The organism is Pasteurella sp. WM03 (genome assembly GCF_004570945.1).
Classification (GTDB): Bacteria; Pseudomonadota; Gammaproteobacteria; order Enterobacterales; family Pasteurellaceae; genus Rodentibacter.
On the sequence record NZ_SPPO01000013.1, the window covers coordinates 31,013 to 54,021 of the forward strand.

At 39.3% G+C, this 23,009-nt stretch carries 14 protein-coding genes and 1 pseudogene; 6 read left to right on the plus strand and 9 right to left on the minus strand.

Going from position 1 to position 23,009, the window contains the following annotated elements:
- The first annotated feature begins 143 nt into the window (after positions 1-143).
- A complete protein-coding gene (locus E4T92_RS10500) occupies positions 144-1,208 on the plus strand; it encodes a porin (RefSeq protein ID WP_135094739.1) in 1,065 nt (354 codons plus the stop codon).
- A gap of 289 nt (positions 1,209-1,497) precedes the next feature.
- On the opposite strand, the gene nagA is transcribed toward E4T92_RS10500, so the two are convergent.
- From nagA to E4T92_RS10530, 6 genes are all read right to left on the minus strand, one after another.
- On the minus strand, positions 1,498-2,643 hold the full coding sequence (gene nagA, locus E4T92_RS10505) for an N-acetylglucosamine-6-phosphate deacetylase (RefSeq protein WP_135094741.1): 1,146 nt from the start codon (positions 2,641-2,643) through the stop codon (positions 1,498-1,500).
- Between the two features lie 56 nt (positions 2,644-2,699).
- Positions 2,700-3,506 carry a glucosamine-6-phosphate deaminase gene (gene nagB, locus E4T92_RS10510; RefSeq protein ID WP_135094743.1) on the minus strand — a complete coding sequence of 269 codons (807 nt, stop codon included), beginning with the start codon at positions 3,504-3,506 and terminating at the stop codon, positions 2,700-2,702.
- 105 nt (positions 3,507-3,611) lie between these two features.
- On the minus strand, positions 3,612-4,490 hold the full coding sequence (nanA, locus tag E4T92_RS10515; protein ID WP_135094745.1) for an N-acetylneuraminate lyase: 879 nt from the start codon (positions 4,488-4,490) through the stop codon (positions 3,612-3,614).
- A 9-nt stretch (positions 4,491-4,499) separates the two neighbouring features.
- The gene (locus tag E4T92_RS10520; protein ID WP_077543069.1) at positions 4,500-5,366 is read right to left on the minus strand and encodes a MurR/RpiR family transcriptional regulator; all 867 of its coding nucleotides are present in this window, start codon (positions 5,364-5,366) and stop codon (positions 4,500-4,502) included.
- A gap of 3 nt (positions 5,367-5,369) precedes the next feature.
- Positions 5,370-6,257, minus strand: a complete 888-nt coding sequence (locus E4T92_RS10525) for an N-acetylmannosamine kinase (protein WP_135094748.1) — start codon at positions 6,255-6,257, stop codon at positions 5,370-5,372.
- Positions 6,258-6,333: 76 nt separating this feature from the next.
- The gene (locus E4T92_RS10530; protein ID WP_135094750.1) at positions 6,334-7,020 is read right to left on the minus strand and encodes an N-acetylmannosamine-6-phosphate 2-epimerase; all 687 of its coding nucleotides are present in this window, start codon (positions 7,018-7,020) and stop codon (positions 6,334-6,336) included.
- A 292-nt stretch (positions 7,021-7,312) separates the two neighbouring features.
- Between E4T92_RS10530 and E4T92_RS10535 the strand changes: the two genes are divergently transcribed.
- The 4 genes from E4T92_RS10535 to nagE all read left to right on the plus strand — a co-directional run bounded on the left by E4T92_RS10535 (position 7,313) and on the right by nagE (position 13,007).
- Positions 7,313-8,302, plus strand: coding sequence for a sialic acid TRAP transporter substrate-binding protein SiaP (locus tag E4T92_RS10535; RefSeq protein WP_135094752.1), 990 nt, complete (start codon positions 7,313-7,315; stop codon positions 8,300-8,302).
- Positions 8,303-8,377: 75 nt separating this feature from the next.
- Positions 8,378-10,228: a TRAP transporter large permease subunit gene (locus E4T92_RS10540; RefSeq protein WP_077551646.1), complete on the plus strand. Its 1,851-nt coding sequence runs from the start codon at positions 8,378-8,380 to the stop codon at positions 10,226-10,228.
- Between the two features lie 109 nt (positions 10,229-10,337).
- Positions 10,338-11,465, plus strand: coding sequence for an N-acetylneuraminate epimerase (locus tag E4T92_RS10545; protein ID WP_167754060.1), 1,128 nt, complete (start codon positions 10,338-10,340; stop codon positions 11,463-11,465).
- 72 nt (positions 11,466-11,537) lie between these two features.
- Positions 11,538-13,007 (plus strand): N-acetylglucosamine-specific PTS transporter subunit IIBC, encoded by a 1,470-nt coding sequence (gene nagE / locus E4T92_RS10550; protein ID WP_135094756.1) that lies wholly within the window; start codon positions 11,538-11,540, stop codon positions 13,005-13,007.
- Between the two features lie 476 nt (positions 13,008-13,483).
- On the opposite strand, the gene E4T92_RS10555 is transcribed toward nagE, so the two are convergent.
- The 3 genes from E4T92_RS10555 to yegQ form a co-directional block, all read right to left on the minus strand.
- On the minus strand, positions 13,484-17,749 hold the full coding sequence (locus E4T92_RS10555) for a hemagglutinin repeat-containing protein (protein WP_167754062.1): 4,266 nt from the start codon (positions 17,747-17,749) through the stop codon (positions 13,484-13,486).
- 270 nt (positions 17,750-18,019) lie between these two features.
- Positions 18,020-19,657 (minus strand): ShlB/FhaC/HecB family hemolysin secretion/activation protein, encoded by a 1,638-nt coding sequence (locus tag E4T92_RS10560; RefSeq protein WP_135094760.1) that lies wholly within the window; start codon positions 19,655-19,657, stop codon positions 18,020-18,022.
- A gap of 316 nt (positions 19,658-19,973) precedes the next feature.
- Positions 19,974-21,353, minus strand: a complete 1,380-nt coding sequence (gene yegQ / locus E4T92_RS10565; protein ID WP_135094762.1) for a tRNA 5-hydroxyuridine modification protein YegQ — start codon at positions 21,351-21,353, stop codon at positions 19,974-19,976.
- A gap of 1,496 nt (positions 21,354-22,849) precedes the next feature.
- Between yegQ and E4T92_RS10575 the strand changes: the two are divergent.
- Positions 22,850-23,009: pseudogene (locus E4T92_RS10575) on the plus strand (IS1595 family transposase); the annotation flags it as partial.

A 23,009-nucleotide genomic window follows, 5' to 3' on the forward strand; every position in this document is an offset into this window, starting at 1 on the left:
GATATTTAGAAATTAGCAACCGTTTTCCATTGACAGAAAAAAGGCTTTTTGCAATGATCCGAGGCGTCTATTTAGGCGGTTGACACTTTCAATTATGGAAAGTTCAATCTTGGTCGTAATCACACCAATAAGGAATAACAATTATGAAAAAAACACTAGCAGCATTAATCGTCGGTGCATTTGCCGCTTCAGCAGCGAATGCGACAGTAATTTATGATAACGAAGGGACAAACGTTGAATTATACGGTTCACTTCGTTTAATTATGGAAAAAAGCAGCAAAAAAACCACTCCAGTAAACGCTAGTTCTACAAAAGAATCAAACTCAGCTTTACGTAACGCAGGCTCACGTTTAGGTTTTAAAGTTAAGCATAATCTAGATAATGATTTCTATGCATTAGGTCGTGTAGAGTTCCGTTTTGATGATACAGAATCTCGTGATGAGTTTGGTAGTCTTTATGCAAAACGTGCCTATGTGGGGTTAGGTAGCAAACAATATGGTGAATTAACATTTGGTCGCCAAGTTACCATTGCTGATGATTTAAGCCAAGCAAATGATTATGAATATGGTTTCATTCCAAAAGGTAAATATATCCCAACTTCTGGTACTGGTGTAGTTCGTTATGACTACCGTGGTGTTGAAGGCTTACAATTAAGTGCTAACTATAATTTTGGTCAACGTCATAACGACAAAGGTCATGACCTCAGTACAGGAATTAAAGGTGGATTTGGTGTTGGTGCAATCTATGCACAGGATAATTATGACATTCGTTTCGCCTACGGTCATACCAACTATGAAACAGGTGTAGCCAATACCTCTCACCGTAAAGATGGTTATTTAGCGTCATTAAGCTATGCCTTTGGTGATTTCAAATTAACCGGTGATTTTGGTTATGCTCATGAGAAAAATGGTAGTGCAAAAACTAATCAATACTATGTATCTCCAGGCTTTATTTACCAAGCTCTAGCTAAATCACAAGTGTACGGTAACTATCTATATGAGCATGTAAAAACTAAAGATAGTAAAAAAGAAAAAACTCACGGTTTCTTACTTGGCGTTGATTATCAATTCCACAAACACGTTGTTGTATTCTTAGAAGGTAAATATCTACGTACTAAAAACTATGGCTATGGTGTTAACGGTGGCTATGACTATACCGGTAAAACAGATGACAAAGCTATCGGTGTAGGTATGCGCGTATTCTGGTAATCTAGAATAATTTTCAGATATTTAAAAGGCGAATCGAAAGGTTCGCCTTTTTTCATCTCTTTTTATATCTTAATTAACTGAAAGTGTCAGAATTTTAACCTACGGAAATAATTTGATTTTTTATAGAGGACACACGCAGTGTGTCCCTACAAACAAGCTCCAAAACAGATTTGTGCAACTGCTGCATACTATCGACATTTTATTAAAATATCTATTTCTGTACATTGGCTATATAAATCGCTATTTTCAGTATAGGAAAACAATCATAAAAATGACCGCACTTTTATGCTTAATTCCGTTTCCACTCCCCATTCACCACGGTGCCGATGACCTCGTAATTTGAGGTAAATACGGCAAGATTAGCAACTTTCCCTTTTTCTACCGAGCCTAAACGATCATCTACGCCGATAGCTCGTGCCGGATAAAGATTACTCATACGAATGGCTTCCGAAAGAGGAATTTCCACATATTCTACGGCATTCTTGATAGATTCCATCATTGTAATAGACGCACCTGCAATGGTGCCATTAGCATCATAACAACGCCCTTCCTTCACATAAATGGTTTTGCCCTCAAAAGTAAAGGTTTCTAATTCAGGGCCTGCTCCTGCCGCCGCAATGGAATCGGTTACAATACACAATTTATCACCTTTGATTTTTTTGTCGATTCTGACATTACCATAGTTTACATGAATACCATCCACAATAATGCCCGTGTACACATCAGAATCTAATACCGCACCCACTACGCCCATTGCCCGTCCCGAGCTAATTGGCGACATGGCATTATGTAAATGGGTAGCAAAAGTTGCACCTTGCTGGAATGCAGCTTTCGCTACTTCATAAGTCGCATTAGAATGCCCAATAGAAACAATTATGCCGCTTCTCACAAAATCAGGAATATATTGCACTGTTGGATTTTCTGCTGCGATAGTGATTTTCGTAATCACATCGCCATTTTCACAGAGAAAATCTTTCATTTCAGGCGAGATTTCACGGATATATTCCGGTCGGTGTACACCTTTCTTCTCTACACTAATGTAAGGCCCTTCAATATGTAAGCCAAGTGCTTGGTTTTTATGCCGGGTTAAATATTCACGCATCGTTTTAACCGCACTTTTAATACCTTCATCCTGTGCCGTGATAAAAGTCGGTAAGAAACTGGTACAACCGGATTTTAAATTAGTGGCTTGCATAATTTCTAAGGTTTCCACCGTGGTTTGATCGTTAAACATCACCCCACCACAACCATTGAGTTGGAGATCAATAAAACCGGCCGTTAAGTTATTGCCCTGTAAATCAATGGTTTTAATGCCCGCTTCAAGTTCATTTTGTGGAATCACGGCTTCTATGATTTCCCCGTTAATCACCACGGCAAAATCTCGTAATACTTCGTATTTTGTGTAAATCACACTATTAATTAATGCATATTTCATTTTGTCTTCCTAAAAATAATAAAAAAACGACCGCACTTTCGTGCGGTGCTGCTGAATTATAATAACACGCTATGAATAGCTCTCTGTTCTAATTCACTGAAATATTTTACTGTTTTGACTTTTAATTCTTGCTGTGCCGGTTCATCACACACCAAAATAAAATGACGATGTAGCTGCAGTGCCGTCACCGTCCACATATGGTTTACCGCCCCCTCAACAGCCGCTTGCACAGAAAGGGCTTTTTGATGGCCTGTGGCAAGAATCATCACTTCTTCCGCATCTAATAAGGTAGCAACGCCAATCGTTAAAGCATACTTCGGCACTTTATTCACATCATGATCAAAAAAGCGGGAATTCGCAATGAGTGTATCTTGCGTCAAGGTTTTAATACGAGTACGAGAATTTAATGATGATGCCGGTTCATTAAAGGCAATATGCCCATCATTTCCCACACCGCCCATAAATAGATGAATTTTTCCGTAAGATTTAATTTTTTCTTCATAACGGCGACATTCTTCATCATGATCTTTCGTATTGCCGTTCAAAATGTTGATATTTTGAGGTTGAATATCCACGTGATTAAAGAAATTGTTATACATAAAGCTGTGGTAACTTTCAGGGTGATCTTCCGGCAAGCCCACATATTCGTCCATATTAAAGGTCACCACATATTTGAAACTCACTTCCCCAGCCTGATAAAGTTTGATCAATTCCTGATAGGTTTTTAGTGGTGTGCTACCTGTTGGCAAACCGAGCACAAAAGGACGCTCAGCCGTAGGCTGAAAATGGTTAATTCGATCAACAATATGACGAGCAGCCCAACGGCTTACTTGTTCATTTGTTTGCAAAGGGATAAGACGCATAGTAAATCCTCCTGATATGTTGACCGCACTTATTACCCGATATACTTCAGAGATACCTCATCTCCAAAGCGCTCATTCGAATAAGTGCGGTCAATTTTTATGAGTTTATAAGTATTTTTCTTTTAATTCTTTCGCCTTTGTTAGCTGCTCCGGTGTCGCTTTTGCGGTCATCGGTTCACGGCAATAACCGGCATCAACCCCTTCCAATTTGAGCAATTCTTTGATGGTTAAATATAAACCGTTGGCTAAAATCCCTTCAATCAAATCATTGGTGGTATGTTGAACTACTAAGGCTTCTTGAAGTTTACCCGCTTTGGTTAATTCAAAAATTTGACGGGCACGTACACCATTGACATTAAAGGTTGAGCCGATTGCGCCATCTACGCCTAAAGAAACAGCCGGCAACATCATTTCATCAAAACCAGCCCAAATAAGATGATTTGGATAGGCTTTTTTCAAACGTTCTAAAAGATAGAAGTCACCGGCAGTAAATTTCACCCCAAGCACTTTTGGATTTTTATAAAGTTCACCAAATTGCTCAATCCCCATATTCACTCCGGTTAAGAATGGAATGGAGTAAACGATCATATTATTGCCGGTTTTCTCAATGATCGTGTCATAGTAGTGTTTAATTTCAGGGAAACTGAATTTGTAGTAGAAAGGTGTGACCGCAGATAAACAGTCATAACCTAATTCGGTAGCATATTGACCTAATTCAACCGCTTCCTGTAAATTCACACTTCCGACCTGCGCAATGAGGGCAACCTGATCTTTCACTTCATCTTTCGCAATACGGAAAATTTGTTTTTTCTCTTCAGTGGATAACATAAAGTTTTCACCGGTAGATCCCCCAACATATAAACCATCAACTTTCATTTTGTCGATATTGTGGCGAATAATTTGGCGTAAACCTTTTTCATTAATTGAGCCATCTTCGTTGAATGACACTAATAACGCACTGAAAATACCTTTTAAATCACGCATAAGTTTCTCCTATTTTATACGTTGTTCGAGAATCACATTGAGGGTTTTCTGTTTAGTTTCCACCGCCCTCTCCTGCTCACTTTGCACAAGCAAAGCGTAAATCAAATCCAATACAAAAAGCTGGGCAATTTTAGTACCGATAGAATCACCTTGTAATTTGCCTTGTTTATTGCCATTTACCAGCACAAGATCTGCCACTTCTGTAATCGGTGAACGCAAACTATGAGTAATCGCAACAGTTGTCGCACCATTTTTTTTCGCAATGTTTAAAGCATGAGCGGTTTCTTGCGAATAACCCGAATGGCTAATCCCAATAGCCACATCTTTTGATGTCAGTAGAGCCGCTTGCATATACATAAAATGATTGTTACCGGTAGCATCAACTTGAAAGCCAATCCGCATTAATTTATTTTTTGCTTCTTCTGCTGTGATACCGGATGATCCTACGCCAAATAGGAAAATCCGATTCGCTCGGCATATTGCCTCAACTGTTTTTTCCAACTGGTTAAAATCAAGCAAATTAATGGTTTCATTCACCACATTAGAAATTGCACCTTGTAATTTTTGTGCAATATGCCGTGAACTATCGGAGTGGACAATATCTGTTTCCAGTAAGGGGTTATCCTGATTATCTTTAGTTGCTAACTCAATGGAAAGCTCCAATTTAAAATCGCTAAAGCCCTTAAACCCAACAGAACGACAAAAACGCACAAAAGTTGCTTCCCCCACATTTAAATGTTCGGCAATCTCAGAAAGGGGACATTGCACCACTAAATCGGGAGACATTAAAATTGTATCGGCAATCTTTTTCTCTGTTTTCGTTAAACTTTGATAAAGTGAACTAATCGTGTTTAAAATGTTTCCACTTCTCGTCATCACTCACTCCATTATGTTGGGTAAACTATGATTTACCCAGTAAGCCGCACCGACCAAACCGGCATCTTGACCTAATTGCGCAAGTTCAATATCACACCGATAGATTGGCGGCATTTGATTAAGGAATTGTTGAACAAGGGGGAGGTATCCTTCAGCTAATCCAACACTCCCACCAATCACGACTTTTTGAATATCCATCGAAATTTTTAAATCTGCCACTAAATTAGCAATGGCTTTTGCGGATCGAGCAACAAGTGCGGTTGCTTTTTCATCATTTTTTCTGAAACGCTCAAAGACTTCTTTAGGTGAACAAGGGGAATCCCATTCTGACGTGCCCGCCTCAATGGCTCGCCCTGCCGCCATTGACTCCACACAACCACGCCGTCCGCATCCGCATAATGGCCCATTAGGATCCGCCACAGTATGCCCAATATGGCCGGCAATGCCATTCGTACCGGTTAATAATTGATGATTCAGGATTATCCCTCCCCCGACGCCTGTTGAAACGGTAATAAAGGCAAAATTGGCTAATCGCTGTTGATCTTGTAATTGATATTCGGCATAAGCGGCTGCTTGTACATCATTTAATAAACCAATCGGTTTGTTGGTATGGCGAGCGATACTTGCTTTCAGAGGAAACTCGGCAAGCCCCCCTAGATTTTTGGGATTAAGTGCGGTCAAAATACCTTGATTAATTATTCCTGTGGACGCCACCGCAACATAATCAAATTGCTCATCATAATCCGTTAATAGCTGTGCAATAGCTTGATGCAACGCCTCGGCCGCATCTTCTTGTGGTGTAGCAATTTGTTGACGATGAACAATCTTACCTTCTTTAACAATGGCGGCAGCAATTTTAGTTCCACCAATATCTAATGCTAAACAGCGCATAATGACTCCTTTTGATAAAAGTGGATTGCCCCATCATTTATTGTGTTTATTAAGTTGATGGGGTTTCCACTTAACTTTATTTAGCAGATTTCACCGCATTGGCAAACCAACTGACAATATGTTCAAGGCGTGTTAGTGCCGATCCTACCGTCACAAAATCCGCCCCAATTTCAATCGCAACTTTCGCCAATTCCGGCGTATTATAGCGCCCTTCCGCCATCACGCGACATCCGGCCGCTTTCAAATCCTTCACTAATTGGTAATCCGGTTCCTCCGGCACATCGCCACCGGTATAACCGGACATCGTGCTGCCAATAATATCAAATCCTAATTTTTGGCAATTCAATCCTTCTTCCAAATTGGCGCAATCCGCCATCGCAAGACAGCCTAATTCATGGATTTTTTTAACCGCACTTTCTAAATCCACAGGGCGGGGGCGGCACGTTCCATCCACCGCAATAATATCAGCTCCGGCTTGAGCCAAATCCTCAATATCTTGTAAGAAAGGCGTAATACGAATTGGGCTATCCGGTAAATCACGTTTTACGATAGCAATAATGGGTATATTCACCTTTGAGCGGGTGGCTTTTAAATTTTCTACACCTTCAATACGAAGCCCCGCTGCACCGCCAATCACTGAGGCTTGTGCCATAGCGGCAACAATCTCAGGCTTATCCATAGGGCCGTTATCGACAGGCTGGCAAGAGGCGATTAAGCCATTTTGAATCTGTTGGAAAATCTGTTCATGCGTCAGTTTAGACATATAGAGACTCCTCGTTTTTATTCGGATGTATGGCTTTAGCCGAAATCGCTAAAGTCTCACTTTTTATAATTTCCGTGCATTATATAGAAATAAAACTTCATTTTAAATTATTTTATGAAGCGTTTTTCCTGAAATGTGATCAATGTCTCAATTTTGAAATAAAACTCCACAATCTATTCAAAATATGTTGTTTTACTCTTAGAATGAGGGCGAATTGATTATTTTGGTTACAGTTCAACCAAAAGTTTTCTCACAACAACACTATCAACCCGATAGTTTTTCATAGGAGCACATGATGAAATTCACTAAACTTTTCCTTGCTACAGCCGCTACGATTGGTATGTCTTCTGCCGTTTTTGCCGCAGACTATGATTTAAAATTTGGAATGAATGCCGGTACTTCATCAAACGAATACAAAGCGGCCGAAATGTTTGCAAAAGAGGTTAAAGAAAAATCCGGTGGCAAAATTGAAATCTCGCTTTACCCAAGCTCACAACTGGGTGATGACCGTGCCATGCTAAAACAATTAAAGGATGGTGCACTTGATTTTACCTTTGCGGAATCTGCCCGTTTCCAATTATTCTATCCTGAAGCCGCAGTATTTGCGCTTCCTTATGTTATTTCTGATTATGGTGTGGCTCAAAAAGCTTTATATGAAACAACATTTGGAAAAGATTTAATCCAAAAAATGAATAAAGAACTCGGGCTGACACTCCTTTCTCAAGCCTATAACGGTACACGCCAAACGACCTCAAACCGAGCGATCAATAGCATTGCGGATATGAAAGGTTTAAAACTTCGCGTACCAAATGCTGCGACCAACTTAGCTTATGCAAAATATGTGGGGGCAGCCCCTACCCCAATGGCATTCTCTGAAGTGTACCTCGCCCTTCAAACCAATTCTGTCGATGGTCAAGAAAATCCATTGGCAACCGTTCAAGCCCAAAAATTCTATGAAGTGCAAAAATTCTTAGCGATGACAAATCACATTTTGAACGATCAACTCTACTTGGTGAGTAATGAAACCTATCAAGATTTACCAGAAGATCTCCAAAAAGTCGTAAAAGATGCAGCTGAAAATGCGGCAAAATACCATACAAAATTATTTGTCGATGGTGAAAAAGATTTAATTTCTTTCTTTGAAAAACAAGGCGTAACAGTGACTCATCCGAATCTCACGCCATTTAAAGAAGCGATGAAACCTTTCTATGCCGAGTTTGTAAAACAAACCGGTAGCAAAGGTGAAACCGCATTAAAAGAAATTGAATCAATTAATCAATAAATCACATGGGTGCGTCAACAATTTGACGCACCTCCATATCACCTTGCTTCGTTTAGTCTTCGTATGGAGTGAAGTATGAAAATCTTTAACAAACTTGAAGAATGGATTGGTGGCGCTTTATTCCTTGTCATCTTTTGTATTCTTATTGCCCAAATTCTTTCTCGACAAGTTTTTCAATCCCCCCTTATTTGGAGTGAAGAGTTGGCAAAATTACTCTTTGTCTATGTGGGGATGTTAGGTATTAGCGTTGCGGTCAGAAAACAAGAGCACGTTTATATTGATTTCTTAACCAATTTAATGCCTGAGCGAATCAAAAAAATAGCCAATACTTTTGTTCAGCTCGTTATTTTTGGCGGTATTTTCTTTTTTATCCATTTTGGCGTGCGTAATTTTCTGAGTGCAAATTTCCCAATTGATGCACTAGGCGGGATTTCAGAAAAATGGATCTTTGCCTCATTACCCATTATTGCTACGTTGATGATGATTCGTTTCTTCCAAGCCCAAGCACACAATTTTAAGGAAGGAAAAAGTTATTTACCTGCAACATTTTTCATCATAAGTGCGGTCATTTTACTCGCTATTTTATACTTCGCACCGGATTGGTTTAAAGTATTACGTATCACCAACTATGTAAAATTAGGCGCTAATGCAGTTTATGTTGCCTTACTTGTTTGGCTTGTGATTATGTTCTTAGGCGTGCCTGTGGGTTGGTCTCTCTTTATTACTTCCCTGCTTTATTTCTCAATGACCCGTTGGAATGTGGTGAATGCTGCAGCGGATAAATTGGTGTATAGCCTCGATAGTTTCCCACTCCTTGCTGTACCATTTTATATTCTCACCGGTATTTTGATGAATACAGGGGGAATCACCGAACGAATCTTTAATTTTGCCAAAGCCTTACTCGGTCACTATACCGGCGGTATGGGTCATGTGAATATCGGGGCAAGTTTATTATTCTCCGGTATGTCCGGCTCGGCTCTTGCTGATGCGGGAGGATTAGGGCAACTTGAAATTAAAGCCATGCGTGATGCCGGTTATGATGATGACATTTGCGGTGGTATCACAGCAGCGTCCTGTATTATCGGCCCTTTGGTTCCGCCAAGTATTGCAATGATTATTTACGGGGTAATCGCCAATGAATCCATTGCAAAACTTTTTATTGCCGGCTTCGTACCCGGAGTACTGGTAACGATTGCGTTAATGGTGATGAACTATTATGTCTCTAAAAAACGTGGCTATCCAAGAACGCCAAAAGCCACCCGCGAACAACTTTGCACTTCATTTAAAAAAGCCTTTTGGGCAATTTTAACGCCGTTATTAATTATTGGTGGGATCTTCTCCGGTTTATTCAGCCCGACAGAATCAGCCGTTGTTGCGGCAAGTTATTCGGTGATTATCGGGAAATTTGTCTATAAAGAGCTCACTTTAAAAATGCTTTTCAACAGCTGTGTAGAGGCGATGGCGATTACCGGCGTAGTAGCATTAATGATTATGACCGTCACCTTCTTTGGCGATATGATCGCCCGTGAACAAGTGGCCATGCGTATCGCTGACATCTTTGTTGCCGTTGCGGATTCACCGTTAATGGTATTAGTGATGATTAACGCCCTGTTACTTTTCCTTGGGATGTTTATTGATGCCTTAGCATTGCAATTCTTAGTGCTTCCAATGCTAATTCCAATTGCCATGCAATTTAATATCGACCTCATTTTCTTCGGAGTAATGACGACCTTGAATATGATGATCGGTATCTTAACACCACCAATGGGCATGGCTCTCTTTGTGGTCGCTCGAGTGGGCAATATGTCGGTATCGACGGTAACAAAAGGCGTACTGCCGTTCTTAATTCCAATATTTGCTATGCTGGTTCTAATCACGGTTTTCCCACAAATTATTACCTTCATACCGAATCTCTTGGTTCCATAGCCCAAAGTGCGGTTAAAAATCATCAAGTTTTTGACCGCACTTAAAATAATCATTCTATTCAATGCCGTTTTATGAATAGCAAACCATAACACACTCAATGAGGTTTATTATGACATTAACAAAAACAGCATTATGCACTGCACTTTTCGCCACTGTTGCTTTTTCCGCCAATGTTCAAGCCTATCCGGATCTACCGGTTGGTATTAAAAGCGGTGCAGGGGCATTAATTGGCGATACTCTTTATGTGGGCTTAGGATCGGGTGGTGATAAATTCTACTCACTTGACTTAAAAGATCCTGCTGCACAATGGAAAGAAATCGCGACTTTCCCTGGCGGTGAGCGTAACCAACCTGTTGCCGCAAGCGTAGGGGGAAAACTTTATGTATTCGGCGGATTACAAAAAAATGAAAAAGGCGAGCTACAGCTTGTCAATGATGCCCACCAATATAATCCGACAGACAACTCTTGGACAAAATTGCCAACTCGTTCTCCAAGGGGCTTAGTCGGATCATCCGGTGCATCGCACGGTGATAAAGTTTATATTGTCGGTGGTTCTAACCTGTCTATTTTCAACGGCTACTTTCAAGACTTTGTGGCAGCGGGAGAAGACAAATCGAAAAAAGATGCCATTGCCTCAGCTTATTTCGATCAACGTCCGGAAGACTATTTCTTTACCACAGAATTATTAAGCTATGAACCCTCAACGAATAAATGGCGAAATGAAGGACAAGTGCCATTCTCAGGTCGTGCAGGCGCCGCATTTACTATTCAAGACAATGATTTAATGGTCGTCAATGGGGAAATCAAACCCGGTCTTCGTACTGCAGAAACCCACCAAGGTAAATTTACCGCAAAAGGAGTTGAATGGAAAAATCTACCTGATCTACCGGCGCCGAAAGGACAAAATCAAGATGGCCTAGCCGGTGCAATGGCGGGTTATAGCCACGGTCATTATTTAGTCACCGGTGGGGCAAATTTCCCGGGTTCTGTTAAACAATTTAAGGAAGGTATGTTGCATGCCCATAAAGGTTTAACTAAAGCGTGGCATAAGGACGTTTACGCCTTGAATAAAGGCAAATGGCAGATCGTTGGTGAATTACCAATGAATATCGGCTATGGCGTATCCGTTTCTTACGATAATAAAGTACTCTTAATCGGTGGTGAGACGGATGGAGGGAAAGCCTTAACCTCAGTGCAAACATTAAGCTATGACGGCAAAAAATTGACCGTAGAATAATCACTGATACTATATCAACACAGCTTGTGAGTGCCTATCACAAGCTGTTCTCTAATGAATCAAGGAGTATTTATGAGTATTCTTAATTATGCACAAAAAATCGGGCAGGCCTTGATGGTTCCGGTGGCGGCATTACCTGCTGCTGCATTATTAATGGGGATAGGCTATTGGCTCGATCCGGATGGTTGGGGAAGCAATAGCCAATTAGCCGCATTATTAATCAAATCCGGTGCAGCAATTATTGATAATATGGGCTTATTATTCGCTGTCGGTGTCTCTTTTGGTTTATCAAAAGACAAACATGGTTCTGCCGCACTTTCAGGTCTAGTTGGCTTTTATGTTGTCACGACTTTACTTTCTCCCGGCGGTGTTGCACAGCTACAACATATTGATCCTAGCCAAGTACCCGCAGCTTTTAACAAAATTAATAACCAATTTATTGGGATCTTAATAGGGGTTATTTCTGCCGAACTTTATAATCGCTTCTATCAAGTAGAATTACCAAAAGCCCTTTCCTTCTTTAGTGGAAAACGTCTTGTTCCGATTGTCGTGGCTTTTGTTATGATCGCGATTTCTTTTATTCTCCTCTATGTTTGGCCACATATTTTTAATGCGCTCGTTTCTTTTGGCGAATCCATTAAAGATTTGGGTGCGGTGGGAGCAGGAATTTATGGCTTCTTTAACCGATTGCTTATTTCTGTGGGCTTACACCATGCACTAAATTCTGTTTTCTGGTTTGACGTCGCCGGTATTAACGATATTCCAAATTTCCTCGGTGGGGCAAAATCCCTTGCTGAGGGAAGTGCAACTGTAGGCGTGACGGGAATGTATCAAGCCGGTTTCTTCCCTGTGATGATGTTTGGATTGCCGGGTGCGGCATTAGCCATTTACCATAGTGCAAAACCTAGTCAAAAAGCGAAAGTAGCTTCAATTATGCTTGCGGCGGCATTTGCCTCATTCTTCACCGGAATCACCGAACCCCTTGAGTTTTCATTTATGTTTGTGGCCCCCATTCTTTATGTTATTCACGCATTTTTAACGGGGATTTCTGTATTTATTGCCGCAAGTATGCACTGGATTGCAGGTTTTGGTTTCAGCGCAGGGCTAGTCGATATGGTACTTTCCTCTCGCAATCCGCTTGCAATAAATTGGTATATGCTCATTGTACAAGGATTAGGCTTCTTTGCTATTTACTATGCAATATTCCGTACTGCAATCAAAGTCTTCAACCTCAAAACACTTGGACGTGAAGAGCAAGAAGAAATTCAGGAAGACACTTCTGCGGTAGATACGACTTCTCGTGAAGAAACCGCTCTCAGATTTATTGATGCACTTGGCGGAAAAGAAAACTTCAAAAATATTGATGCTTGTATCACCCGATTACGCTTAACCTTGGCAGATCACAACAACATCAATGAAACACAACTAAAATCTCTAGGCTCAAAAGGAAACATCAAAATAGGAAATGATGGATTACAAGTTATTTTAGGCCCTGAGGCTGAGCTCATTGCAGAGGCAATTAAACGCCATATTAATCAGTAAATATATTCCCCGTCTAAAAGGACGGGGTTCTCTCCTTTTCAATACCATACTTACCAATTCTTCTATAATCCATAAATCGCAGAATTACCACTAAAAGCCACCCTGTGATATTTTTTCGGTATTATGTTGCAAAAAAGACATTTCAATGAAATGCAGGGACACACTGTATTTATCAACGATAAAATCAAATTATTTCAATATGTTATAAGCTGATACACAATAGTAAGTTCCTCTCAAAATAAGGTTTAAGCAACGACGATATAATGCCCAATTCTGCTATTTTTTCTTGAAGAATCTAAAGTATCCCAATAGATATTGATAGCAAATCCGATAAAAAATGTATTTAACACAAAATAAAAAATACAATTTGATATGATTATCCACTTTGTTTTTTCAAAAAATTTGCCGAAACACATTTCTAGTATTAGCAATGGTTTCGGCAAATTAACGAGTATAGTATTTAGATCAATAGATAATTATCTATGTCTGCGTTTAATCATTTGTAAAATACGACCTTTTTGGTTTGTGGTTAAACTGATATTGGTTTTGACTACTTGATTTTTTACCACTATCGGTGCCGGTGGATTAATACCGCCTTGTTTAATAGTTTCCGTTTTAGTTGAATCTACTTTTACATTGACGTCAGCTTTCACACCTGCAATTGTACCATTATCCCAATCTTTCTTAGCACTTTCCGCCCATTTATCCGCTGGATATGGGGTGAACTTACCACTACCATTAGCTGAAAGATGAACACTGGTTTCATTCACTTTATCAGTAACCGGACTTGTAGTCACACTACCTTTAAGGTTATTGGTCACATTTTCTGCATTAATGCTACTTCCATTAAAATGGGCATTCTTACCGGAGATTGTCGCATTTTGAGAATTCAAGTCCGTTGTAGTATGAGTTTCATTCCGCACCACATCCACATTTAATTTGCCTGAACCCTCTGCTGGCGTCCATTTATTATCACTAATACCACCACTGAGAGATAAACCTACATCTACACCGGTCTTATTGACATTATTTTTTGCGGCATTGAGATTAACATCTCCTTTTCCACCATCCAGATTTAGGTTAGTACTGTTAGAGCTCACACCAGTTAGATTCACCCCATTTTCGGCTTGAATGTTAACATTTTTACCATTAATCAAAACACCTTGATGAGTGGTGCTATTTTCATGTTGTACATTCACATTACCGTTAATACCAAGGCTTGAGGTATTTGGACCAATACTGACACCGGCACCAACACTCACATTAAGATCTTGAACTTGACTTTTCCCCGGCTGAACATTAACCGTTTCTCCAGTGATAGAAACATTATTTCCTGCAGATACATTTGTACCTTGTAAGCTTACACCGTCTTTACCATGAATACCTACATTGTTACCGCCTTGAATATGATGTAATACCGCATCGGTACGGTTACCCTTATGCCCGTTAGCGGTGAAATTTACATCTACTGATGGAATTGCCGCCCCCGCAGCTGGGATCACAATTGAGCCGACACCAACATTTAAGGTAAAACCACCACCTTTATGAGAGCTCGTGTTTTGTGATTGAGTAAAGTTCGCTTTATCTGCATTAATATTGACATTATTGGTCGCACTAATATCAGCTTGGCTATTTAATTTGCCCGTTGTGATATTTACATTTCCACCCTGAATATTTGCTTTGTGAGCTGTGCTTGATTCGCTTTTATCGTGCTGAAAATGAATACCTGCATTTACTCCCACATTAGCCGTAGCAAAATCTTTTGTACTTGCACTTACACCAATTGTTACACCGGCAGTGAGTTTCTCATTTTGCTTGGTATTTTGAGCTGACTGAATATTATGGATTTGAGAATTAAGATTCACATTACCGCCACCTTGATATTGCGTTCCCATATCGGTCAGGCGACTACTATTCACATTAATATCTTTACCCGCCTTTAAGGTCGTGCTTTGTGCATTACTTGCAGAATTGCTTTCACGTCCACCAGAAATACCCAATACCAGACTACCGCTTGCGACTTTATTGTTATCAACCGAAGTGGTTAAAGTTAAACCAAGATCAAAGTTCTTTTGCTTATCACTTTCCTTATTATACTCAGGAGCATGAGTAATATTTTTTGCATTTTCAACAATATTTTTACCCGCACTTAGTTGTGAGCCTTTATGGGCAATATTCTGATTAGCATTGATGTTCAAATTATTTTTAGCAGATAGTTGACTAACTTTTGCTATTGTATTTTCCTGCTCACTATCTTTATGTTGAATACCTAAAGACAATTTATTTGTAATACCACTTTCAGTTACTGTAACCGTGTTGGTTATTCCCACATCGGTATTCACTTTATTGGTATAAGAATAATCATGATGTGCTTTTGTATTGACACGGTTAGCATTGATATTGAGATCGCCTTTTGTTGCCTCGACTTTACTTCCCGTTACATTCACATTATTGGCACGTAAATTTGTGTTTCCACCACTAACTTCTGATGGGTTATAGTTATACCCTTTTTCTAATTTATAGTGCTTATAAAAGCCAAAAGTCGCACTGGCCTCACCTTTAAATTTCAGGTTATCCTTCACATTATTCGCAAGCCCCTGTGCCATTTCATCACGTTTAACCGTGCCAACAATGACATCAGTAAGTAAATCAATGGAGGATTTTGCTAATCCCTCTTTATCAATTGATAGACTCGGTTTCTCAACTTTAGTGGTAAAGCCAATACCTGATTGAGTATAACTTTGAGTGAAGTAGTTTTGGCTACCTCTTATATTGATGTTACCATCGGCTACGATATCAAGTAAGCCCCCCGCTTTTACACGACTACCTATGATATTAACATTCTTATTTGTCACCAATTGTAAATTAGACTGAGAACCTAATTCTGCACCTTGTTTTGTATAAACAACTTTGTAGCCTCTGCTTCGTTCTTTGGTAATATCAAAAATTGTTCCTTTACGCCCCTTTTCTTCAAAAACACTAACGTTTTCAGCAGCGTCTAATACTAAATTACCGTTGTTTGCTTTTACTAATGCATCTTTACCAGAAATAACTCGACTGCCCGATAAATTTACCCCATTCTGGGCATCAGCTAAAATCGTCCCCTTAACAGTGAAATCAGCTCCGTGCTGTTCTTTATCATTTCGAGTAGATGCTAATGCTTTAGAACCAGCTAATCCACCCCAATATTTTTCTTTATCATCGACTTTATGGCTATTTCTCACCTCTTCGGCAGTAAAAAGTAGCTTACCTTTATTTTCTACAACTAAGTCGCCATCAATTCGACCGATGGTGCCGGCAAATTTCACATCGGAACCACCGGAAACGACTAAATCATCTTTGATATTAAATTCACTGGCTACATGTTTTTCTGCAATCGCTGTTTGATAACTGGTGCCAGTCTTATGTTTCGGTGATACATTTTTAAACTGAACAGTATCATCATAGTAATTTTTTTCTTTTGTGCCTTGGAATAGGATTCCTTCCTCACCATGCAACGTTAAACTTTTCGCATTAATCTGTGATGCATCGCCACTTAATTTCCCTGTTGTTGAAGCCAATTTAAGTGAATCTGCTGTAATCTTCGTGCGGTGCGCCGTCTCAAGTCGGGTTTGCGCAATTTCTTCCACTTTTGAGGCACCTTTTGCTCGTCCCTCAGCAATGGTTTCTCTCACTTCTGTTTTAACTGCCCCTAAATGTGTTTTTCCACCGATTAATACCGCTTCTTTTGCTTGAATTTCTGTGGCGGATAAGTCTAAATTGCCTGATGCAGTAACAATCACAGACTCTGCCTTAATACTCGTTTTCTCGAAGGTTTCAGTGTCTTTATTTGATGTAATGCTACCAACAGATTTATTTGCCTCTTTAATTTCTTTGAATGTTCCACGATTTTTCGTTGTTACCGTACCGTCTAATTTTGCATTACCCGCCGTCACAATGACTTGTTTTGCTTCCAAATCACTACTTGTTACAGCTAAGGTTGCTCTTTCATCAGTGGAATGAATTCGGATTCTGCCCGCCTGAATACTACCGGCGACTTTACCGTCTAAAATCTTCTCCTGTTGCGGTAACACATTAATAGTCAATGTCCCATCTTCAGCTCGTTCAACCTTATTACGACCTTGTAAGATATTGATATTTCCGTCCTTCGCTTGAATTTTCCCGGAAATATTCACCGTCGGTGCAATTAAATCTACATTATCAGTACCGGATATCGTCCCTTTCGTTGTCAAGTTATTATCGCTATCTATTTGATATCCTGTTAATTTTCCATTTTCAACTGTTGCTTTACCGACAACAAGAGAAGCTCTTGGCGTATTAATAAAACCTGCACCATCTACACTAATACCATTCGGATTAGCGAGTACATAGTCCGCTTTTTGGCCTGCAATTTCCTGTTTACCGGCAATATGGGAAGGATTGCGACTCACCACTTCGTTTAAAATAACTGTTGCTGCCTGTCCTCGCAAATTTGGATTAGAGGATATTTGACCCGCTAACTGAGTATGGGTTGTTTCTCGAGCATTATTTAAAACAGCGCCGGCTTTATCAACGTTGTATTTATTATATTGGTTATGAGATAGACCTGACTGGCTCGGTGTTGCAATGTTGATAATTTCCACACCTTTTTGTTGAGAAACTTGAGTGTTCGCATTCGCTGATTGAATATCAGCATAGCTAAACTGTGTGACATAGCATAATGATAATGCAATAGTAATTTTTGAGAGAGACATTTTTTGCATAGATAGAAATCCCAAATGAGGAAAAATAGAACTCAAATCGGTAAGCATCTTGCTTACCGCCTATTTGCCAATAGTCTGTTCTAGTATTTTGATTGATAAGACAAACACACCATTTGACGCGTCGGGTATTTTAAACATCAATGATAAAAATCCGATGATTTTTTTCAAGAAATATGTAAATTTGTGACTAACATCACAAATTTATATTTCCCCCATATCCTTCAAATTTAGAGAGCATATCACGATAAAAGAACCTATTGTCTTGACTAATTAAAACATCACATACCAATTAGCATTGATACTTCGTTCCTGCACAATCTGATTCCGCTGAAACAATCTCCCTGTTGCCCATTCTAATTGCATATACCACGCAGGATGAGTTGTTTTCAGTCCCACTGCGTAGCCAAAAGCTTTTTGGCTATCAGCATCCGGGGATGTCGCTTTTTGCATACCTATATCCACACCTAAATAAGGCTCAATCTGCCATTGTTTATATTGATATAACCAGCCAAAATTATTTCGTAGCACAATATTTTTCTCTGCAGACTGGGAAAAATCATTAATTCCACGCACGGCATAGCGTCCAAGTAACTCTTCCTGTTTAATCGCAGGCAAGTAGTTACGACTATACTGCCCGATTAAACGACTTGATTGGTGGAAAGTCTGCGATTTAATCGGATAAAATGCATTAAATTGTAATTCTGCCCGCCAGCGATTAAATTGCCCTTCAGGCTGATCTTGCCCTTGATTTAATGTCGCATTCCACCACCTTAAACCTCTTTCGTAACTAAAATCAGTAATAAGTGAACCATAAGAAAATAATTGTAAGTGATTAACACCTATCTGGACGGTTGTTAAGGTTGGGCTTTGCAACAAAATTAAACTATCTTGGAAATAACTTTTGCTTTTAATCCTTTCTAACTGTGCATAGAGATTGGAAATTGAATTAGAATCACGTCGAAATGTATAGTCACCACGTAATGCCGCCTGCCAAGTATGACCTTTTTGCTCAACAGAATGATGTTGTAATGGCACGTTAGACTTAAAAGCCGAAAAAGAACCGAAACTACTCAATGTCCAATAACCATAGGGGACAGTATGGAAGAACGAAAGTGAGCGGTTAAAATTATGGCGATAAGATTTCAAACTGTGACTGACATTAAGATAAAGACTATCGGAAAGTCCTAAAGGGTTATCAATATTCAGTCCACCTTTAGCTTGCCAACGCCCCGAGCGTTTTGAAGCAAAATTATCCAACCCCAAGTAACCCGTTAAACGAGATTTTTCCTCATTCACAAAAGCTAACTCAATTTCGCCATTTTTTGCCGGTAATACATCAACACTCACTTTACTTCCCGGCATTTTATTTGCTTGATCTAACGCCTGATCTAAATCTTTAATATTTAGCGGTTTACCTAAGCTGTTGGGTAAAAGCATAGAAAAATTTAGTCGATGACTATTACTAGAAAGCAGACTGATCCTCCTTTCAGTTACCCTCATTGTAAGCTTACCGGAGTGATCGTCTTCAAATTGAAAAGGATTATAAATATAACCTAAAGCTAGATAAGCAGCAGTAAGAGCCTGACTAAGCTGATTTAAACGGTCTTCGTTTAAACACTCATTCTTTTTTGGTGCAAAAGGTAAAGGATCAATTAAATGAAACCCCACAAACTGTATTTCACTATAAGGTAAACAAACCTGGGATAAATCTGCTTGAGCATTTTCTTGTTGCTCAACTTGATATTGATGCTGCTCAAACCAACGCTGTTGCTGCACTTGCTGAAACTGCTCATTTTGCTTTTTTGTTTGCTGTTGAAAACGGTTAAATTCATTTTGGATTGATATTGGTTGCTCGTTTGCCCAAGTAAACATCGGTAAACAGGCAATGAGAATGGGGAGATGTTTCATAAGTGTATCCTAAGGTAAATTCAGTGCTAACATCATACCCCATAATTATCAGAGCAAGAAGATTAAAGAGATTTTTATGCCTATTTATTTTAGTCCACTTCTATCATTATAAAACAATGATATAGATCTCAGAGAAGGCAGCAAACTACAACGGCTTTATCTTATCTACGAGGTTATTTAAAACATAAAAAAAGCCCTTTCAAAAGCTGAAAGGGCAAAAATATTTGGAGTCATACTATGAGTTGTTGAATTAACAAATCAGGTATGGCGCACATTATAATAACTTTTAAAATAAATGCAACATTTATTTAACAAATTAATTGTGTGGATTACGCGTATTGGTATTGACTAAGTTACGCATCAAAAGCGCATATTCCAAATTAACATCTTGCGGCACATCTAAGAATACGAAATGCCCGTCACCTAATGCCGCTTCAACCTGTTCATTTTTCCTATTTAGCATTTTCTCAATTTTAAAATTGATATTCCCTTGCGGTGTCATCATTTCCACTTCATCGCCAAGTAAAAATTTATTTTTTACGGCAACTTCCGCCATACCTTGTTCGTTGCGTTTTCCGGTAAATTCGCCGACAAATTGTTGTCGATCCGAAATAGAATAGCCATATTCGTAGTTTTGATATTCATCATGTGTATGACGGCGTAAGAATCCTTCTGTATAACCACGGTGCGCAAGGGATTCTAACGTATCCATTAGACTTTCATCAAAAGGTTTACCTGCTGCCGCATCATCAATGGCTTTACGGTACACTTGTGCGGTGCGGGCACAATAATAGAAAGACTTGGTTCTACCTTCAATTTTTAAGGAATGTACACCAAGTGCGGTCAATTTTTCCACATGTTGTACGGCACGCAAGTCTTTTGAATTCATAAAATAAGTGCCATGTTCGTCTTCAAAAGCCGTCATTTGTTCGTCCGGTTTTTGAGATTCCGTATAAAGAAATACTTTATCCGTCACCGTTCCTTCGCCCAATGTTGGTGCAACATTTTTGACTTCGATTTGTTGGCTAGGATCAACTTTTGGCACAATGTTGCCAACCTCATCTGTTGTACCTTCTTCCATTTTATATTCCCAACGGCAAGCATTGGTGCAGGTACCTTGATTTGGATCGCGTTTATTAATGTAACCTGAAAGCAAGCAACGACCGGAATACGCCATACATAATGCGCCGTGAACGAAAATTTCCAGTTCAATATCCGGCACCTGTTGGCGAATTTCGGCAATTTCATCTAAGGAAAGTTCACGGGACAAAATTACGCGGGTTAGCCCCATTTGTTTCCAGAATTTCACTGTTGCCCAGTTTACCGCATTGGCTTGCACGGAAAGATGAATATCAATATCAGGAAAATGTTCACGCACTAACATAATTAAGCCGGGATCCGACATGATTAACGCATCAGGCTGCATATCGATCACGGGTTGTAAATCTTTAATGAACGTTTTAAGTTTAGAATTATGCGGTGCAATATTCACCACCACATAGAATTTTTTACCAAGCGCATGGGCTTCATCAATCCCAATTTTTAAATTCGCATGATTAAATTCATTGTTACGCACACGTAAGCTATAACGGGGCTGACCGGCATAGACAGCATCCGCACCATAGGCGAAGGCGTAACGCATATTTTTGAGGGAACCGGCAGGGGAAAGTAATTCGGGTTTAAATGAAGTTGTCATAATGTTCTCTTTTCTGATGTCAGGTCAGTAGCCTACCTTTAGGCAGGCTATATTTAGGCGTCGTATTTTAGGCGGATTTCATTATTTGTAAAGGAAAAGTGCGGTTGGTTTTCTAGAGATTTTTTTATGTGGAAAAACGCCTAGATTGTGAAGTGCCCTAAAAAGCTAGACACATTTAATTCGAGGGCTGAGTCCCTTTAACTTCACTTGAATACACTCATTGTTATTGTAATGAATGTACTTGTGAATCCTTTGCTCAAAATTCGGACTTCTGCTTGATTAAGTGTTTGCAACTTTTTTAGGGTAATATTCTCCGCTTCCAATTCTAAAATACGATAATGTAGGCGGTTCTTCTTCGGTTTTCAGTTGTGGTGGTATTTTCTGGTACGTTGGTTTCATTGGCAGACTGCCTTTATGTTTGTTGGGCAATCAGATGTTTATAACTTGTTTATCAAAGGCTTGAACCATTGACTGATAGCTCCTTGATTAGGTAATACAAAGTGTCTGTCTGGTCAAATATTACCCATTTTTAACTACTTGTATGACGGATAATTTAAATTCAGGCGAGTGATTTTTTGTGTAAATTACCTATAACTCACTGGAACTATAGTGATTATATTGGTTAATCTAATACCGTAATCTTGTTTCTTTCAGCTGAAAATATTGATGAGTGAATGAACTATTTTCTCATTTTGAATGATAAAACCCGAACACTTGTTGTTTAAAATATTGATTGTATTTAGATATTAAAAAATCTATATCTCAATCAGTTTGCTGTTTAGTCCAACTTTTTTGGGGAGATCATTTTTTAGTCTTTTGTTTCGGTAATAATAAATTTGCTAAGGTTTATACACCAATCCCTCTTGCATCTGTGACCAACAAAGCAGTTGCAGATTTCAGATAGCTCGCCGAATAGTCAATGTATAGTCAATTTTGTTGATAATTTGTACAAAACAAGAAAGGCGGTTGCTGTACTTGCTCTGCTACCTACTGGCACAGTATCAATATTTGCAAAAGATGATTGAATTTGTGTGCGATGAAATTGCCTCTGTCAAACGTAATGCTTTACCGACGAGGTAAGCCAGTATAGGGCTTCGGATTAGAATCTAGCTATAACATTGCCGGTTTATTTATAAAACTTTTTCCGACTTGGAAAATGCCCTAATAGCCCTGGGTTTATAGTTGTTTGTCGAAAATTAGACTAAAACTGACCGCTCTTGTCATATTCAGCTTGTGGAACCTCATCTAAATGAAGCAACTCAATAACATAATCTTGTTTCGTTGTGTTGTATAGAAGCCTTGATAAAACGTCCAACAGTTTTCCAAATAACAATGGTCGCCGATCCAGTTCTTTAATCCCTTGCCTTCGTAATTAGCGAGCGGCTTTTTGTACTAAAGTGCGGCCAATTTTGGATCGTTTTTTAAATGAATGATAACTTGTGAATCGAAAAAACTTAGGGGCTGACGTAGATTAGCTAGTATGTTAATCTACAAAAATGAAGATAACTCATTGTAAATTAAAGAAATCCATACAGAAAAAGCGCCTTGAGTTTTTTGTATTAGAAGTAACGGCTCGTTCAGCAGCAGATTTACTCGGTATTCAGCCTAATTCAGCAATCCTGTTTTACCGTAAAATCCGTGAGGTCATCAGCTATT

Bases quoted from the DNA above. Each gene is read 5' to 3' on its own strand.
- E4T92_RS10500 (WP_135094739.1), top strand. From the start codon at position 144: ATGAAAAAAACACTAGCAGCATTAATCGTCGGTGCATTTGCCGCTTCA.
- E4T92_RS10530 (WP_135094750.1), bottom strand. From the start codon at position 7,020: ATGTCTAAACTGACGCATGAACAGATTTTCCAACAGATTCAAAATGGC.
- E4T92_RS10520 (WP_077543069.1), bottom strand. From the start codon at position 5,366: ATGACGAGAAGTGGAAACATTTTAAACACGATTAGTTCACTTTATCAA.
- nagE (WP_135094756.1), top strand. From the start codon at position 11,538: ATGAGTATTCTTAATTATGCACAAAAAATCGGGCAGGCCTTGATGGTT.
- E4T92_RS10525 (WP_135094748.1), bottom strand. From the start codon at position 6,257: ATGCGCTGTTTAGCATTAGATATTGGTGGAACTAAAATTGCTGCCGCC.
- E4T92_RS10535 (WP_135094752.1), top strand. From the start codon at position 7,313: ATGATGAAATTCACTAAACTTTTCCTTGCTACAGCCGCTACGATTGGT.
- E4T92_RS10560 (WP_135094760.1), bottom strand. From the start codon at position 19,657: ATGAAACATCTCCCCATTCTCATTGCCTGTTTACCGATGTTTACTTGG.
- nagA (WP_135094741.1), bottom strand. From the start codon at position 2,643: ATGAAATATGCATTAATTAATAGTGTGATTTACACAAAATACGAAGTA.
- E4T92_RS10540 (WP_077551646.1), top strand. From the start codon at position 8,378: ATGAAAATCTTTAACAAACTTGAAGAATGGATTGGTGGCGCTTTATTC.
- E4T92_RS10555 (WP_167754062.1), bottom strand. From the start codon at position 17,749: ATGCAAAAAATGTCTCTCTCAAAAATTACTATTGCATTATCATTATGC.
- yegQ (WP_135094762.1), bottom strand. From the start codon at position 21,353: ATGACAACTTCATTTAAACCCGAATTACTTTCCCCTGCCGGTTCCCTC.
- E4T92_RS10545 (WP_167754060.1), top strand. From the start codon at position 10,338: ATGACATTAACAAAAACAGCATTATGCACTGCACTTTTCGCCACTGTT.
- nagB (WP_135094743.1), bottom strand. From the start codon at position 3,506: ATGCGTCTTATCCCTTTGCAAACAAATGAACAAGTAAGCCGTTGGGCT.
- nanA (WP_135094745.1), bottom strand. From the start codon at position 4,490: ATGCGTGATTTAAAAGGTATTTTCAGTGCGTTATTAGTGTCATTCAAC.